Origin of the sequence: Aureimonas fodinaquatilis (genome assembly GCF_008369445.1) — a bacterium.
Lineage (GTDB): Bacteria > Pseudomonadota > Alphaproteobacteria > Rhizobiales > Rhizobiaceae > Aureimonas > Aureimonas fodinaquatilis.
The window spans coordinates 21,182-35,029 of the sequence record NZ_VTWH01000001.1 but is presented as its reverse complement, the minus strand read 5'-3'; the positions used below and the strand labels follow the sequence as shown (position 1 = coordinate 35,029).

Annotated in this window: 14 protein-coding genes; 10 read left to right on the top strand and 4 right to left on the bottom strand. The window is 57.8% G+C overall.

What is annotated here, in order from left to right; all coding sequences use genetic code 11:
• The first annotated feature begins 1 nt into the window (after position 1).
• The gene (yddG, locus tag FPY71_RS00185; protein ID WP_149296463.1) at positions 2-883 is read left to right on the top strand and encodes an aromatic amino acid exporter YddG; all 882 of its coding nucleotides are present in this window, start codon (positions 2-4) and stop codon (positions 881-883) included.
• 7 nt (positions 884-890) lie between these two features.
• On the opposite strand, the gene gloB is transcribed toward yddG, so the two are convergent.
• Positions 891-1,661, bottom strand: a complete 771-nt coding sequence (gloB, locus tag FPY71_RS00180; RefSeq protein ID WP_149296461.1) for a hydroxyacylglutathione hydrolase — start codon at positions 1,659-1,661, stop codon at positions 891-893.
• Positions 1,662-1,791: 130 nt separating this feature from the next.
• On the opposite strand from gloB, the gene FPY71_RS00175 reads away from it, so the two are divergent.
• Positions 1,792-2,550 carry a class I SAM-dependent methyltransferase gene (locus FPY71_RS00175; protein WP_149296459.1) on the top strand — a complete coding sequence of 253 codons (759 nt, stop codon included), beginning with the start codon at positions 1,792-1,794 and terminating at the stop codon, positions 2,548-2,550.
• Positions 2,551-2,649: 99 nt separating this feature from the next.
• A complete protein-coding gene (locus tag FPY71_RS00170) occupies positions 2,650-3,633 on the top strand; it encodes an aldo/keto reductase (RefSeq protein WP_149296457.1) in 984 nt (327 codons plus the stop codon).
• A 121-nt stretch (positions 3,634-3,754) separates the two neighbouring features.
• Here the strand turns inward: FPY71_RS00170 and metW are convergent, their stop codons facing one another.
• Both metW and metX read right to left on the bottom strand, forming a co-directional pair.
• Positions 3,755-4,417: a methionine biosynthesis protein MetW gene (metW, locus tag FPY71_RS00165; protein WP_149296455.1), complete on the bottom strand. Its 663-nt coding sequence runs from the start codon at positions 4,415-4,417 to the stop codon at positions 3,755-3,757.
• On the bottom strand, positions 4,414-5,592 hold the full coding sequence (metX, locus tag FPY71_RS00160; RefSeq protein WP_149296453.1) for a homoserine O-acetyltransferase MetX: 1,179 nt from the start codon (positions 5,590-5,592) through the stop codon (positions 4,414-4,416). Before metX ends, metW begins: the two co-directional genes overlap by 4 nt.
• 123 nt (positions 5,593-5,715) lie before the next feature.
• On the opposite strand from metX, the gene pheA reads away from it, so the two are divergent.
• The 3 genes from pheA to FPY71_RS00145 are packed head-to-tail and all read left to right on the top strand — an operon-like array spanning position 5,716 to position 8,585.
• On the top strand, positions 5,716-6,510 hold the full coding sequence (gene pheA, locus FPY71_RS00155) for a chorismate mutase (protein WP_149296451.1): 795 nt from the start codon (positions 5,716-5,718) through the stop codon (positions 6,508-6,510).
• A 33-nt stretch (positions 6,511-6,543) separates the two neighbouring features.
• A complete protein-coding gene (hisC, locus tag FPY71_RS00150; RefSeq protein ID WP_149296449.1) occupies positions 6,544-7,647 on the top strand; it encodes a histidinol-phosphate transaminase in 1,104 nt (367 codons plus the stop codon).
• Positions 7,644-8,585 carry a prephenate/arogenate dehydrogenase family protein gene (locus FPY71_RS00145; RefSeq protein ID WP_149296447.1) on the top strand — a complete coding sequence of 314 codons (942 nt, stop codon included), beginning with the start codon at positions 7,644-7,646 and terminating at the stop codon, positions 8,583-8,585. Before hisC ends, FPY71_RS00145 begins: the two co-directional genes overlap by 4 nt.
• Before the next feature lies 1 nt (position 8,586).
• On the opposite strand, the gene FPY71_RS00140 is transcribed toward FPY71_RS00145, so the two are convergent.
• The gene (locus FPY71_RS00140; protein ID WP_188052154.1) at positions 8,587-9,612 is read right to left on the bottom strand and encodes a DUF2125 domain-containing protein; all 1,026 of its coding nucleotides are present in this window, start codon (positions 9,610-9,612) and stop codon (positions 8,587-8,589) included.
• A 238-nt stretch (positions 9,613-9,850) separates the two neighbouring features.
• Here FPY71_RS00140 and FPY71_RS00135 point away from each other — a divergent pair, with 238 nt between their 5' ends.
• From FPY71_RS00135 to FPY71_RS00120, 4 genes are all read left to right on the top strand, one after another.
• Positions 9,851-10,390 (top strand): gamma-glutamylcyclotransferase, encoded by a 540-nt coding sequence (locus FPY71_RS00135; RefSeq protein WP_149296443.1) that lies wholly within the window; start codon positions 9,851-9,853, stop codon positions 10,388-10,390.
• A 69-nt stretch (positions 10,391-10,459) separates the two neighbouring features.
• Positions 10,460-11,758 carry an O-acetylhomoserine aminocarboxypropyltransferase/cysteine synthase family protein gene (locus FPY71_RS00130; RefSeq protein ID WP_149296441.1) on the top strand — a complete coding sequence of 433 codons (1,299 nt, stop codon included), beginning with the start codon at positions 10,460-10,462 and terminating at the stop codon, positions 11,756-11,758.
• A 120-nt stretch (positions 11,759-11,878) separates the two neighbouring features.
• Positions 11,879-12,745 carry a dTDP-4-dehydrorhamnose reductase family protein gene (locus FPY71_RS00125; RefSeq protein ID WP_246160067.1) on the top strand — a complete coding sequence of 289 codons (867 nt, stop codon included), beginning with the start codon at positions 11,879-11,881 and terminating at the stop codon, positions 12,743-12,745.
• 12 nt (positions 12,746-12,757) lie between these two features.
• Positions 12,758-13,810, top strand: coding sequence for a polysaccharide biosynthesis protein (locus FPY71_RS00120; RefSeq protein ID WP_149296439.1), 1,053 nt, complete (start codon positions 12,758-12,760; stop codon positions 13,808-13,810).
• Positions 13,811-13,848: the final 38 nt, after the last annotated feature.

Here is a 13,848-nt window from a genome sequence, read left to right as displayed (position 1 = left end):
CATGGCCACGTTAATCGGGTTCAGTGCGATTCTCATGTGGGCCTTGCTGGCGCTGTTCACCACGGCCAGCGGTACGGTTCCGCCATTCCAGCTCAGCGCTATCTGTTTTTCCATCGGCACACTGGTAGGTGTGGCCATGCTGCTGATTCGCGGCGGCTCGCTGCGGGTTTTTCGCCAGCCTTTGCTGGTCTGGCTGGCGGGCGTGCTGGGCCTTTTCGGCTATCACGCCTTGTATTTTGCCGCATTGCGCAATGCGCCCGCTGCAGAAGCCAGCCTGATCGCCTATCTGTGGCCGCTTTTCATCGTGCTTGGGTCCGCCATGCTGCCCGGCGAAAAGCTGCGCTGGTATCATCTGGCAGGAGCATTTGCCGGTCTTGGCGGAGCAGCGCTGATCATTGCCGGGCGCGGATCCATGAGTTTTTCCGCCGGGCACACCACTGGCTATATCCTGGCATTTTTATGCGCCCTGACATGGGCCAGCTATTCGCTGATATCCCGCCGATTCGGCACGGTTCCAACTGACATTGTTACCGGTTTTTGCGCCGCCACCGCTCTTTTGTCGCTGGTTGCGCATCTGCTGTTTGAAACCACCGTCTGGCCCGATACATCAGGCCAGTGGCTGGCCATTCTGGGCCTTGGTCTGTTGCCCGTGGGGGCGGCCTTTTACACATGGGATTATGGCGTCAAACGCGGCGACATCCAGCTCCTGGGCGCTGCCAGCTACGCAGCACCGCTTCTTTCCACCGGGGTTCTGATTCTGGCGGGCAAGGCAGCAGCATCGACCTCGGTTCTGCTCGCCGCCCTGCTCATTACCTTCGGGGCGGTTCTGGCCGCTCTGCCCCTGTTTTTACGCCTGATGGGCAAGCGGCCCGCCACGCGGTGATGCCGAGCTAAAACCGGTCTTTCCGGCTGCGCATGTCTGCAAACACCGCCTCGGCGCTTTGGCCGCCCTGCCCAAGTGCTTCCGCAAGGTCGGCGTCATCCGCCCTCAGAAACGGGTTTGTGCGCTTTTCCAGCCCCAATGGCACCGGCAAGGTTGGCTCACCCGCAACGCGCAACCGCTCCACCTCTGTGACACGCTCATGCAGGGCCAGATTATGAGGGTTGATCGACGCGGCAAACCTTGCATTGCTTGCCGTATATTCATGGCCGCAATACAGCATCGTTTCATCAGGCAGCGCGCGCAGCTTTTGCAAAGATTGCCACAACATGGCCGGAGTGCCTTCAAGCAGACGGCCACAGCCAAGCGAAAACAGCGCATCGCCAGCAAAAACCGCCGCCAGGCCGGGCATGTAATAGGAAACACTGCCCAGGGTATGTCCCGGCGTATCAATGACCTCGATGTCCAGCACTCCAATTGCGAATCGATCGCCACCCCTGACGCCGCGGTCGATTCCGGGAATACGGTCGGCTTCAGCATCCGGACCAATGATCTGCACATTGAAACGCCGCTTCAACGCGTCATTGGCCGCCACGTGGTCATTGTGGTGGTGGGTGGTCAGAATATGAGTCAGCTTCCAGCCTTCTGCTGCCAGTGCATCCAGTATCGGCTGCTCCTCCGGCGCATCAATGGCGATCGTCAACTGGTTGTCGACATCGCGCAGCAAAACCCCGAAATTGTCGGTGCGGCAGATGAATTGCCGAATTTCAACCGTGCTCAAAATGAATCCTCACTTGTCATTGGCCTGGAAAATCCAGACATAAGGTAGCAGTGTCGCGGGCCTTGGTGATTGATATATCCTTTGCCCGGTATGAAACCAGTGGGAGGAACCCATCAGCTCAACCCAGCCAATGAATGCAGATATTGTCGATCTGCGGGATTTTTATGCCACGCGGCTTGGACTTGCTGCCGCGAAAGCCATTTCCATGGCGCTGAATCCGCTTTGGCACCCGATAGCTCAGGAAAGGCTGGTGGGGCTCGGCTATCCGCTGCCCTATCTTGATGCGCTGGGCGTGGACGCAGACCGGGTGCTGGCTTTCATGCCTGCCGCGCAGGGCGCTGTCCGCTGGCCAGGCGGCAATGCAGGCTCGCTGTGCGCGTTGATTGATGATGCATGCCTGCCTCTGGGCGATGCTTCAGTCGACCGGATCCTGATGGTTCATGCGCTGGAGTTTGCCGAGAACCCCGCTGAAACGCTGTCGGAAATGTGGCGCATACTGGCGCCTGGCGGCAGGCTTGTTCTGGTGGTTCCCAACCGTTCCGGCCTATGGACCCGCCTTGACCGCACGCCTTTCGGGTCAGGTCGTCCGTGGTCACGCGGGCAACTGCACCGGCTGTTGCGCAATTCAATGTTCAGCCCGTCGGGGATATCGGAAGCGCTGTTTTTTCCGCCATTCCGCAGGCAGGGCTTCGTTAATCTTGCCATGCCGCTGGAGCGAGCGGGCAGAACTGCATGGCCCTATTTTGCCGGGGTTATTGCCATCGAAGCGACCAAGCTGGTTTATCGCGGCCTTCCTGTGACACGCAATGAGCGAGCCAAAGTCAGGCTGGGCGCGCCAGTTCTTGTGCCACAGGGTGCGCCGGTCCTGCACCGGCCTGAAAATAGCTAGTTTTTTCATAGGCATGTGAAAAATTTGCCGCCTGAATCTTTTACCCAGGCCTTGGCTCCCCCACATGGGCATCAAGACTCACGTCTGAAGGGGACAATCATGGATTATCGCAAACTGGGTCCGGACCTGACCGTATCGCGCCTTGGCTTGGGCTGCATGGGCATGTCGGAATTTTATGGAACTGGCGATGATACGCAGTCCATCCGTGTCATTCACAGAGCGCTTGATCTGGGTCTGACATTTCTGGACACTGCCGATATGTATGGCGTTGGCCGCAATGAGGAACTGGTCGGCCGGGCAATAGCCGGTCGCCGCAACGAGGTGGTTCTGGCCACCAAATTCGGCAATGTGCGTGGCCCCAAGGGCGAACGACTTGGCATAAACGGCCGGCCCGAATATGTGCGCACTGCATGCGATGCCAGCCTGAAGCGACTGGGTGTTGAGGTTATTGACCTTTACTATCAGCACCGCGTGGACCCCAGCGTACCGATTGAGGAAACGGTGGGGGCAATGAGCCGTCTGGTGGAACAGGGCAAGGTGCGTTTTCTGGGTCTTTCGGAAGCATCGCCGCAAACTATCGAACGGGCGCACAAGGAACACCCGATCACCGCCTTGCAGACAGAATATTCCCTCTGGAGCCGGGACCCCGAACCCGAAATACTGCCGCTTCTACGGGAATTGGGCATCGGCTTTGTGCCATATTCCCCGCTGGGGCGCGGCTTCCTGACCGGGCGTTTCCGTAGCGAGGCTGATCTGCCGGAAGATGATTTTCGCAAAGGCCATCCGCGTTTCAGCGGCGAGAATTTTGCCCGCAATCTCAAACTGGTGGATGCTGTCAGCAGCATTGCCCGGCTTCGCGGCGTCAACCCGTCTCAATTGGCGCTGGCATGGATTCTGGCACAAGGCGAAGATGTTGTGCCAATTCCCGGCACAAGGCAGGTGCACAATCTGGAAGAGAATATTGCGGCAACCGACCTCATTCTGACCCGTGAGGAAATTGAGGAACTGGACAATATTTTCCCGCCGGATGCCGCCGCAGGAAATCGCTACGCCGAGGCAGGCATGAAGTCTGTCAATTTGTGATTCGCACTGACGCAGTTTGAATATGCCGCGTTGAAACAAATTCAATTCAATGCAGCGCTACAGAGAGTTGAAGCCTTCCAGGTGAGCGGATGATCACCCGGAAGGCGTTAACTGGAGCCAGTCAGCTTTTTCGCCGCAAGACAAACACCGCTTGCTGGCCAAACAGATTCCAGAACGCCCATGGCAGTCGCATGCCGATTTTCTTGCCATCCTTGTCCAATGCAACTGCAGTTACAATTTCTGCGTCCACCTCGTGCAACAGGTCGACAAAATCGCGGATGGTGCAAAAATGAATATTTGGCGTATCGTACCAGCTATACGTCAGGTTTCGCGTAACCGGCATGCGCCCCTTCAACAACGAAAACCGCACGGACCAGTGGCCGAAGTTGGGAAATGAAACAATGGCGTGCTGGCCGATGCGCAGCAGCTCCAGCAGCACATGTTTGGGATTTTGCGTTGCCTGTATGGTCTGCGACAAGACCACATAGTCAAAAGCGCTGTCTGGATAGTGCTGCAGATCGCGGTCGGCATCGCCCTGAATAACCGAAAGGCCTCGCGCAACAGCCTCGTTCACGCCCTGCTGGCTCAGTTCCATTCCGCGCGCGTCAACATTGTTGTGGCGCTCAAGAAGCGCCAGCAAGGCACCATCGCCGCAACCGACATCCAGCACCCGGCCGCCATTGGGCACCAGATCGGCAATCAGTTGCAGGTCCACGCGCATGGAGGTATCAGCAGCAGCTATTTCGCTGGTGGGCTGCGGCGGCAGACTGGTCGGGTCGCTCATTTCAGCCCCCGCGCTTTGGCCGCAGATGTTAAAAAGCCCATCATTGCTGCATAAAATTCAGGCTCATCCAGCAGGAAGGAGTCATGTCCGCGATCCGTTTCAATCTCGACAAACGAAACCGAGGCTGCCGCCGCATTGAGTGCATGCACGACCGCACGGCTTTCCTCAGTTGGGAACAGCCAGTCGGATGAAAAAGACACGAGGCAGAACCGCGTTTTGGTGCGGGAAAAAGCATCTGCCAGTCTGCCACCGTAGTCAGCGGCAATGTCGAAATAGTCCATGGCCCGCGTCAGGTAGAGATAGGCATTGGCGTCGAAGCGATCAACAAAACTGCTGCCCTGATGCCGCAAATAGCTTTCAATCTGGAAATCGGCCTCAAAGCCAAAGCCGAGTGCTTCACGATCCTGAAGATTGCGGCCGAATTTGCGTTGCAGTGCCGCCTTGGACAGATAGGTGACATGTGCCGCCATGCGGGCGACAGCCAGGCCCTTGTGCGGGCGCACACCGCCCTCGATATACCGCCCGCCCTGCCATTCTGGGTCCGCCATGACGGCTTGCCGTCCAACCTCGTGAAACGCAATGTTCTGGGATGAATGCCGCGCACCGGCTGCAATTGGCAATGCGCAGAACACGCGCTCGGGATAGGCCACTGTCCATTGCAGGCATTGCATGCCACCCATGGAGCCGCCAATCACCGCAAAAAGCTGGTCTATGCCCAGCCGATCCATCAGCATCGCCTGCGCTCGCACCATATCGCCGATGGTCAGAACCGGCAGGTTCAGCGCATAAGGCAGTCCGGTTGCCGGGTCTGTGCTGGCCGGGCCGGTCGAGCCCATGCAGGAGCCGATCACATTGGCGCAGATGATGAAGTAGCGGTTTGTGTCCACCGGTTTGCCTGGACCGATGATGGATGACCACCAGCCGGGACGCCCGGTTACCGGGTTTGTGCTGGCCGCATACTGGTCGCCCGTCAGCGCATGGCAGACATAGATCGCGTTGGATTTGTCGGCATTCAGTTCGCCCCAGGTTTCATAGGCAATCTGAAACGGCGAAAGCATTCGCCCGGCATCCAGCCACAACGGTTCTTCTGGCCCGAAATGTGCAACTTTGCTGGAAGGCTGGCGCGCCTCGCGGAGAGGAAGGCTTGCCGCCTCGGTCAAGGAGGGAGCATTCATGTGGTTCTGCCGGTTGGTTCAAATTATCTGGTACTGCCCGGCGGGCCATAGATCAACGCTTCTTTGCAACCACCCGTGACAAACGTTAAAACATGGCCGGAATCGAGAGCGAGAGAGGGCAGAATGGCATCGGCGGATCAACAGGATACGACACGGCTTTCAGAATTGCGGGCAAAGATCGACGCGATTGACGAATCTATCCACAGGTTGCTGATGCAGCGCGCCATGGTGATTGACGAGTTGATACAGACCAAAGGCATTGCGCGCAGCGGTGCTGCTTTTCGTCCCGGTCGCGAGGCAGACATGATGCGACGTCTGGCAACGCGCCACACCGGCCACCTGCCGATAACCGCAGTTGAACATTTGTGGCGTGAAATCATTTCCACTTTCACGGCCCTTCAGGCGCCGTTCAGCGTTGCGGTTTCCGCCAAACACGATGTTGCTGCTGCGGTGGAAACAGCCCGCTTCACCTGCGGCTTTTCCGTTCCGATGCAACTGTTGCCTGACGCAGACTCTGTGGTTGACCTCGTGGGTCAAAGCGATGCGCTGATGGGCATTGTGCTTCTGAATGAGAAATCCGGCGCATGGTGGAAACAGCTTGGTCGCGCCACCATCGTGGCACGCCTGCCCTTTATTGCCGTGGATGGCAGGCCGGCGAATGAGCCGGCACTGGTCCTTTCCTCACCATTGGCGGATCCGGTGCCGTTTGAGGTGGAATGCTATGTGGTGAATGGCGGTGGGCCGGACTTCGTACCGGGTGATGGTTTCGAAGTTCTGGCGCAGGATGTAACAGACGGTCAGTACAGCCGCCTGATCGCCGGGCCGCGCGGCGGCAATCCTGCCTATACCAGCCTTGGTGAAAGTCTCGACATTCGCGCCATCGGCGGGTATGCCGCACCTTTGCGTCTGGACAGATAGACAGGCAGTTTGAAACGCTTGAGGAATAACGAGATGGCCACCCCTACCCGGCAGCCGGCCCCCAAGCCGGGAATTCTGGATATTGCAGCTTATGTTCCGGGTAAAAGCAACGCCCCTGCCGGGGTGAAGCTGCATAAGCTTTCCTCAAACGAAACCTCGCTTGGGCCATCCCCCCATGTGCATCAGGCAATTGCGGCCGCAGCTCAACATCTGGAAATCTATCCTGATGGGCAGGCAACCGCGCTGAAAACCGCCATTGCCGACCGCTTCGGGTTGAACAGGGCCAATATTGTCTGCGGCAACGGCTCTGACGAGCTGTTGACGCTGCTTGCCCAGACCTATCTGCACGAGGGCACCGAAGGCATTTTCACCGAGCACGGTTTCCTGCTGCACAAGACTGCCATTCAGGCAACTGGCGCAAAGGCGGTCATGGCGCCGGAACTGGACGCGCATGTCGATGTGGACGCCATTCTGGATCGGGTGACCGAGCGCACGCGTATTGTCTATGTTACAAATCCTGGCAATCCGACCGGCACCTATATTCCGTTTGACGCCATACGCCGGTTGCATGCCGGGTTGCCGGGCAATGTCATTCTGGTTCTCGATGCGGCCTATGCCGAATATGTGCGACGCAATGACTATGAAGCCGGGCTGGAGCTAGTGGCGACCACCAGCAATGTGGTGATGACGCGTACCTTTTCGAAGATTCACGGCCTGGCCTCACTGCGCGTTGGCTGGATGTATGCGCCCGCCAATATTGTTGACGCAGTGGAGCGGATCCGCAGCCCGTTCAACCTGAACACGCTGGCCATTGCCGCAGCCGCAGCCGCTATGGCCGATTCAAGCCATGTTGAAAAATCGATCGAGCACAATTCTGCGTGGCTGGCGCGGCTGACAACGGCTTTCACGCAGATGGGGCTGAAGGTCAGCCCCAGCGTGACCAATTTTGTGCTGATCCACTTTCCGGAAACCGGCAGCAAAACAGCCGAAAAGGCCGATGCCTATCTGAGCGCGCGCGGTTTTATTCTGCGGCGGGTTACCGCCTATGGTTTTCCAAATGCCATGCGTATGACCATTGGCTCACAAGAAGCCAATGAGGGTGTCATAGCGGCATTGCAAGAGTTTATGAGCCAATGACATCTGTGCTTTTTCAACGCGTGGCGCTTATCGGTATCGGGCTCATCGGCTCGTCCATCGCCATCAATCTTCGTGAGCGCAAGCTGGCTGGTCATATTGCCATTGCCACCCGGCGCAAGGACACGCTGGATCGGGCGCAAAGCCTGGATCTGGGCGACAGCTACCATGAGGATTTTGCCGAAGCGGTGGCAGGCGCCGACCTGGTTGTTCTGTGTGTGCCGGTGGGTGCCTGTGCTGCGTTGACCGCGCTGATTGCCCCGGCTCTGGCGCCCGGCGCAATCATCACCGATGTGGGCTCGGTTAAAGGGGCCGTTGTTTCGGCCATGCTGCCGCACCTTCCCGCCAATGTGCATTTCGTTCCCGGCCATCCAATCGCGGGTACAGAACAATCCGGGCCAGAGGCAGGCTTTCTCGAGCTGTTTGAAAACCGCTGGACCATTTTGACCCCGCTGGAGAATTGCGACAAGGCAGCGGTGGCCCGGCTTCAGAACCTGTGGGAAGCCATGGGAGCCATGGTGGAGGTCATGTCACCAGACCATCATGATCTGGTGCTGGCCATTGTCAGCCATGTCCCGCATCTGATCGCCTATAATATCGTGGGAACGGCAGCCGATCTGGAAACCGTGACACAGTCGGAAGTGATCAAGTTTTCCGCCTCCGGTTTCCGCGATTTCACGCGAATTGCGGCATCAGACCCAACCATGTGGCGCGACATTTTTCTAACCAACCGCGAAGCGGTTCTGGAAATGCTGACACGCTTTTCCGAAGATCTGGCATCTTTGCAGCGGGCTATCCGCTGGGGCGATGGCGATGCGCTGTTTGACCTGTTTACCCGCACCCGGGCGATCCGCCGGTCAATTGTCGCGGCAGGACAAGACACGGCGGATGCCAATTTTGGCCGCTTGCGCCAGCACAAGGACTTGCCGGGCCAGCAGTAGCTTACAAGGGTGGAATATCGCCCAGCGGTATGAAGCCCAACCGGGCGCGGCCATTCTGCACGTCAATGTCAATGACCGAACGGCCATCCACCTGCCGGCCGGCAAAGCCGATTCCGCCGGCAACCGCATTGGCGACGCCAGCGGCTGCGGGGGCAATGCTGGTCACAAGGTCTGCAATGGCCTGCGGGTTTTCAACCGCAATGCTGAAACGGCCGGTTAACAGCCCCTCGGGCGAAAACTGGAATGGCCCGCTGATTTCTGCTGCGCCGCCACCCTGCAATGTCAGTTGCAACTGGCGCAAGACACCGGACCGCCCGCGCAAGGCAGTTTCCAGCCGCCCGCCCGGCAGCACGCCGGTAATCCATTCTGCGCCGCCGGTAATGCTGGCATCCGTTGCCAGATCAAATGGCGGCAAAGCAGGAAGCCCCGGCGCAGACATGGTGACGGCCTTGTCGGACACCGCCAGATCAAGGTCCTGGCCATTCTGGCGCGCATGCACTTCCAACCGGGCAGATTGGGCCAGGGGCGCCGAAGGCTCCCCCGCGGGCTGGCGAAGCGCCAGGGACGGATTGTCGATTGCCAACGAAAAGCGCTGAAGCCGGCTACCGGAAAAATGCGTGGAGGATTGGGCCAGCGAATAGCTCAACTCCAGAGGCGGTACGTTGGGCGCGTCAACCTGCACCGGACCGGTCAGTTCTGAAATAACCAGATTGGTGTCGTAAATCTGCGCAGCCGTGCGAAATGCTCCGGCAGAAACCCGTATGCCGCTGGCGGGAGAAGCAACCATGACGGCATCACAGCCCAGCCCGATACGAAACGGATAGCCAAACACCTGACGGCCTTCACACTCGATTGTTGCGCCGCCACCGGCAGCCCGATCGATAGCCCCGGCTACCCGCCGGTCAATTTCCCCGGCGAGATAAAACCAGCCCGCGGTCAATCCTGCGGCCAGCAACAGGGCAACAATGACCACGCCGATCATCGCCTTCATTGCAGGGGTCAGCCTTCTGGTGCTAGAGGCGTTCATGAATTTCTTCCTTTTGCGTCCAAAATTGCGGCAGAACAAAAAATCAGAGCGGTTTGTCGTTTTTTCAGGCATTTCCGTTGAAACGGTTGCCTTTCAACGGCAAAACAGGTCGACAGAATAAGGGGTCAGACCGCGTAGGGCGAACATAAGATCGCCTGAAACGGTCTGGAGAACGATAAAGGTTCCAGCAGTCGGTGTTCATTCCGGCAGTGTTTAACGGCAAACTTCGCGTGCGGAAATGACCGATTTATGGGTTTTTGGCTATGGCTCACTGATTTGGCACCCCGGATTTGAATTCCAGGAGCAATTTCAGGCACGACTTTCCGGTTATCATCGATCCTTGTGCATTCGCAGTTGTGTGCATCGCGGCACGCCGGAGAAACCCGGCCTGGTCTTTGGGCTGGATAAAGGCGGCTCGTGCGTCGGAATGGCTTTTCGGGTACAGCCTGAGAACAGTGAAGCAACGATTGCCTATCTGCGCGGGCGTGAACTGGTCACCAATGTTTATCGGGAAACCGTTCAGGCTGTTCGTCTGCATGACGGCCGCACAGTGCATGCACTGACCTACATAGCCGACCGGGGGCACAGCCAATATGCCGGCCGGCTTGCGCCGGACGAGGCTGCCTCGCTGGTGGCCCGTTCGCATGGCCAGTCCGGCCCCAATGTTGACTATGTTGTTTCCGTTTATCACGAAATCACTCGCATGGGTTTGAAGGATAGCTGGCTGGAGCAAGTGGTATCCTTGCTGCCCCATGGCGCGCATCTGGCGCACGAGTAATTTCAGGTTGTAAGAATCAAGGCAAGAGGCCACAACCCTTGGTAATAATCAAATGGGAGAAGGCTCAAAATGACCAGTCGCAAACTGCATCCGGAAACTTTGGCACTCCATGCGGGCTGGCGGGCAGACCCGGCGACTGGTGCGGTTGCGCCGCCCATTTACCAGACCACCTCCTACCAGTTTCAGAACTCCGAGCATGCGGCCAATCTTTTTGCACTGAAAGAACTGGGCAATATTTACACCCGCATCGGCAATCCAACCATGGATATTCTGGAACAGCGCCTCGCCGCCATCGAAGGGGGTGTTGCGGCACTGGCCGTGGCATCAGGGCAGGCAGCGTCCGCTTATTCGGTTCAGAATCTGGCCAGAGCCGGCGACAACATCGTGTCTTCTACCAATCTGTATGGCGGCACGTGGAACCTGTTTGCCAACACATTGCGTGATCAGGGAATAGAGGTGCGGTTTGTCGACCCCGCCGATCCGCAAGCCTTTGTGCGCGCCAGCGATGAACGCACCCGCGCCTGGTATGGCGAAACCTTGCCGAACCCGCGGCTGGTGGTGTTTCCAATAGCCGAGGTTGCTGCACTGGGTCGGCCGCTTGGCATTCCGCTGATTATGGACAACACAGCAGCACCTATGCTGGTGCGGCCGCTGGAACATGGCGCGGCCATCGTGGTCTATTCCACAACCAAGTATATTGGCGGGCATGGCACGTCGATTGGTGGCGCAATTGTTGATGGCGGCAATTTTGACTGGGGCGGGCATGCCGCCCGTCAACCGCTGCTGAACACGCCAGATCCAAGCTATCACGGCGCAGTCTGGAGCGAGGCAGCCAAGCCGCTGGGACCTGTGGCCTATATCCTGCGGGCGCGCACCGTGCTGCTGCGTGATCTGGGGGCTGCCATTTCGCCGTTCAACGCCTTCCAGATTTTGCAGGGGCTGGAAACATTGTCTCTGCGCATTGCTCGTCATTGCAGCAATGCGCAGACAGTTGCGCAGTTTCTGAAAAATCACTCACAGGTTACATCCACCATCTATCCCTCATTGCAAAGCGGTGTAGATGCAGAGCGCGCCAACCGCTATATGACAGGCGGTTATGGTGGGCTGGTCGGATTTGAACTGAAGGGCGGCAGAGAGGCCGGGCGACGCTTCATTGATTCACTCGAGCTGTTTTACCACGTTGCCAATATTGGCGATGCGCGCAGCCTGGCCATTCACCCCGCATCAACAACGCATTCACAGCTTTCCGCGGACGAGCAGATCGCCACTGGCGTATCAGAGGGCTATGTGCGCCTTTCCATAGGCCTTGAACATCCAGATGACATTCTGGCGGATCTGACACAGGCGTTGACCAAGGCTGCCATATAGCAATTGTGCCCGCAAAACTGGTCATCTCGGCCATTCATGCCGTATGACCAACAGACAATCGACAAATGACAACCTAAAGCTTATGCGTCTTTGACTGTCCAAATCAGGACTGGGGAACCTGTGCGCAAAATTCTGATCCTTGGCGCTTTCGGCATGCTGGGCAATTCGGCATGTCGCTTGTTTGCAGCATCTCCGGGTTGGGAAACGGTGGGAGTCGCCCGCAAAGGCAACCCCGCCGGGCACCTGCCCGGTTTGCGGGTGGTGGAAGGGTTTCACGTTGGCGACACCGATTTTCTCGTGCGCCTTCTGGCGAAAGAGCGCCCCGATCTTGTGCTGAACTGCGTCGGCGTCATCAAACAGTTGGAACTGGGCAACGACCCGACCACCTGCCTCGAAATCAACTCGCTGTTTCCGCACAGGTTGGCGCATTTGTGTGCGCTGGCAGGAGCGCGGCTTGTGCAGGTTTCCACCGACTGCGTGTTTGATGGCACCGGTTCCCTGTACAAGGAAACGGATACGGCAACCGCCCGCGATGTGTACGGATTGTCCAAATTCATGGGCGAGGTGGATTATCCCAACGCCATCACACTGCGCACCTCCATCATCGGGCATGAAGTTGGCAAATCGGTTTCGTTGATAGACTGGTTTCTGGGGCAAGCCGGTCCAGTCGTGAACGGTTATACCAAAGCCATATATTCCGGGCTGCCAACCAATGAGCTTGCCCGTATTGTGCGCGATATCGTGGCTCCGCGGCCGGATATGCGGGGTCTTTGGCATGTCGCCTCGGCACCGATTGATAAATTCAGCCTGTTGCAGCTTGTTGCTGCAACCTACGGCAAGAACGTCACCTTGAGGGCAGATGACAGCGTGCGCATCGACCGCTCTCTGGATGCTTCCCGCTTCAATTCACAAACTGGCTACGCACCGGCAAGCTGGCCGGAGCTGGTTGCCGACATGCACCGTTTTCACAACACTCAACTCAGCTAGTACAGGTTTGCAATGAATCAGCCAGAGACTGTTTTGCCTTTTGATCCGGCTGAGCTTTCCGGAAAAGTGGCTTTGATAACCGGCGGCACAGGCTCTTTTGGCAATGCCGTCCTGCGCCGGTTTCTCAAGCATGATTTTCGCGAATTGCGGGTCTTCAGCCGTGATGAGAAAAAGCAGGAAGACATGCGGATCGAACTGCGGGACGACCGGCTGAAATTCTATATCGGTGATGTGCGTGAGGCTTCGTCGCTTTCTGCGGCCATGGTTGGCGCTGATCTGGTGTTTCACGCCGCCGCACTGAAGCAGGTTCCATCCTGCGAGTTTTACCCGATGGAAGCGGTGCGGACGAACATTCTGGGCGCAGAAAATGTTCTTAACACCGCAGTCCAGGCCGGAGTTGGCCGCGTTATCGTGCTTTCCACCGACAAAGCCGTATACCCCGTGAACACAATGGGCATGAGCAAGGCCATTATGGAAAAGCTGACGGTGGCCAAGTCCCGCACCGTGCCCGACGGCGGAACCGTCATGTGCGCAACGCGATATGGCAACGTCATGGCCTCTCGCGGCTCAGTCATTCCGCTGTTCGTTTCACAGGTCAAAGCCGGTTTGCCCATCACCATCACCGATCCGAAGATGACGCGCTTTCTGATGTCGTTGGAAGATTCCGTTGATCTGGTGCTGTTTGCCTATAAAAACGGACGGCAGGGGGATCTTTTCGTGCAGAAGGCGCCTGCCTCGACCATTGGTGATCTCGCGCGCGCGGTTTGTGAATTGTTTGAAAGCAAATCACCAATCCACATCATTGGCACGCGGCACGGTGAAAAGCGGTATGAATCACTCGTCTCCCGCGAGGAAATTGTGCGCGCAAATGATCTGGGCGCCTATTACCGCGTGCCTGCCGACAACCGCGACCTGAACTACGCCCAGTATTTCAGTGAAGGGCAGCCGGAAATGGCTAGCGTGAGCGACTATACGTCAGACAACACCGAGCAACTGGATGTGGAGGGCGTCAAATCACTGCTTTTGACACTACCCTATGTTCGCGCGGAACTCGGCTTGCATTAGTGCGCTTCCGGCGATCTCACGATTGCCAGCAACGGCCT